At 76.8% G+C, this 2,402-nt stretch carries 2 protein-coding genes; both read left to right on the top strand.

Annotated features, from left to right (window positions below; translation table 11 throughout):
- Nucleotides 1-166 precede the first annotated feature (166 nt).
- Entirely contained in the window at nt 167-1,000 is an 834-nt protein-coding gene (locus tag ACIQOV_RS37605) for a putative RNA methyltransferase (protein WP_401055275.1), read from the top strand.
- Nucleotides 1,001-1,145: 145 nt separating this feature from the next.
- On the top strand, nt 1,146-2,402 hold a 1,257-nt coding region (locus tag ACIQOV_RS37600), incomplete at its 3' end, for an AAA family ATPase (protein WP_401055274.1).

Raw genomic sequence — 2,402 nt, 5'->3', positions numbered from 1 at the left:
GTGGCGGCCCGGGGCGTGGGCCCGTCGGCGCTGCCGGGGTGGCGGCCCGGGGCGTGGGCCCGTCGGCGCTGGGCCGGGGTGGCGGCCCGGGGCGCGGGCCCGTCGGGGTCGTTAGGCTGGCTGGCGCCCCGACCGGCCGGGGCGTACGGCGAGAGAAGACGGAACCTTGCTCCAGGACATCGAGCGCTACCTGGCCTGCCCGCACTGCGCGCAGGCCCTCACCCGGCACGACCGCAGCCTGCGCTGCCCGGCCGGGCACAGCTTCGACCTCGCCAAGCAGGGCTACGTCAGCCTCCTCGCCGGCGACGCCCACACCGGCACCGGGGACACCGCCGAGATGGTCGCGGCCCGCGCGGACTTCCTCGCCGCGGGGCACTACCGGCCGATCGCCGAGGCGCTGGCGGCCTCCGCCGTCGTCGCCGGTGAGCCCGGCGGGCTGGTCGCCGACCTCGGCGCCGGTACCGGTCACTACCTGGCGCACGTCCTGGACGCCCTGCCCGGCACGGTCGGCGCGGCCCTGGACATCTCCAAGTTCGCGCTGCGCCGCGCCGCCAAGGCGCACCCCCGGATCGGCGCCGTGGTGTGCGACGCCTGGCGCCCGCTGCCGCTGCGGGACGCCTCGGCCGAGCTGATGCTCAACGTGTTCGCCCCGCGCAACGGGCCCGAGATCCGCCGGGTGCTGCGCCCCGGCGGCACCTTGCTGCTGGTCTCGCCGACCGCCCGCCACCTGCGCGAACTCGTCGACGCACTGGGCCTGTTGTCGGTGGACGAGGAGAAGCAGCGGCGGATCGACGAGAAGCTCGGACCGTACCTGGAGCCCGCCGGGCGGCGGGAGGTCGAGTTCACCCTGCGGCTCGGCCCGCAGGACGTGCGCACCGTCGTCGGCATGGGGCCGAGCGCCTGGCACACCGATCCGGAGCGGCTCGGTGCCGCGCTCGCGGAGCTGCCGGAGCCGGTCGAGGTGACGGCCTCGGTGACGGTGGCCGCGTACCGGCGCTGAGCGCCACGTTGGGATGAATCTGCCGCGCAGGCACGTTTCTTCCGTTCGGCCTGCGGCTAACGTCCGACAGGTGAACCGCGACGCCACCAGGCCCGCAGGGCCGTCCCACCTCCGAACGGGCGCCCCACGGCCCGACCGGCCGCCCGTGCCGCGCCCCACCGTCGAGGAGCTCCGGCTCACCTCGTTCAAGTCCTACCGGCGCGCGGTGCTGCCGCTCGCGCCCCTCACCGTGCTGCACGGGCCCGCCGGGGTCGGCAAGTCCAACGCCCTCGACGCGCTGGCCGTGCTCTCCCGGCTCGCCCTCGGCGAGGAGATCGCCGACTCGCTGGACGGGCTGCCCGACCGCACCGGTCCGCTCGCCGAGCCCGTCCGCGGAGGCCTGGACGGGTGTGTGCCGCACGGGCGGGACGCGATCATCCTCGGCTGCACCGTCCGCTCGCCGCACGGCCTGATCCGGCTCGACGTGGTGATCCGCACCGACGGCCCGGTCCGGATCGCCCGGGAATCGCTCACCCTCGACGGCCGGACCCTGATGGACACCGGGGAGCAGGACGTCCGCAACCGGCGGGTCAACGTCTGCTGGCACAACGACACCCGCCAGGGCGACATCCGGGCGCCGTTCCCCAGCGGGACGATGATCACCGCGCAGCTGCCGCTGCGGGTCGCGGGCTCGTCGGCCGGCGAGTGCCTCGTCCTCGCCGCCACCGAGGACCTGCTCACGGCGCTGCGCGAGGTCTTCCCGCTGCACCCCGTCCCCGCACTGATGCGCGGCTGGGCCCGGGCCGACCCGCAGGCCCGGCTGCGCGGCAACGCCGCCAACATCTCCGCCGTCGTGGCCCGGCTGAGCAACGAGTGCCCGCGCCGGTACGGGCAACTGCTGCGCGCGGTGCAGTCCGCCGCGCCGCACCCGCTGCTCGGGCTCACCCTGGCCGAGCGGGAGAGCGCGGGCGTGCGGAAGGTCCTCGCCGTCTTCGACGAGGGCGTCCTCGGGCGCACCGGGGCCGACCAGGCCTCCGACGGCATGCTGCGCCACCTCGCCTTCGCCGCGGTGCTGCTGACCGGGGCCGGGGTGCTCGACCTCGACGTGGCCGCCGAGGTGCCCTGGGCGCACCGGCAGCTCACCGTGCTGGCCGAGGACCTGGGCGCGGGGCTCTCCGCGGAGCAGGCCGCCACGCTGCTGCGGCTGGCCCGGGACATGGCGGAGCGCCGCCAGCTGCGGGTGGTCGCGGCCCTGCAGGAGCCGGCGGCGGCGCGGGAGGTGCTGGGCGGCACGCCCGGGGGCGGGATGGTGCTGGTGGAGTGCCGGCGGGATCCCGACTCGGGGTTCACGGTGCTGCGGACGGAGACGGTGCGGGTGCCGGTCCAGGGCGGGCGCGGGGAGGCGGCCGGGGAGGCCGGGGGT

Origin of the sequence: Kitasatospora sp. NPDC091257 (assembly GCF_044757675.1) — a bacterium.
GTDB lineage: Bacteria > Actinomycetota > Actinomycetes > Streptomycetales > Streptomycetaceae > Kitasatospora > Kitasatospora lactacystinica.
Note: the sequence above shows the minus strand (reverse complement) of the source record. Positions and strands in the feature narration are given on the sequence as shown.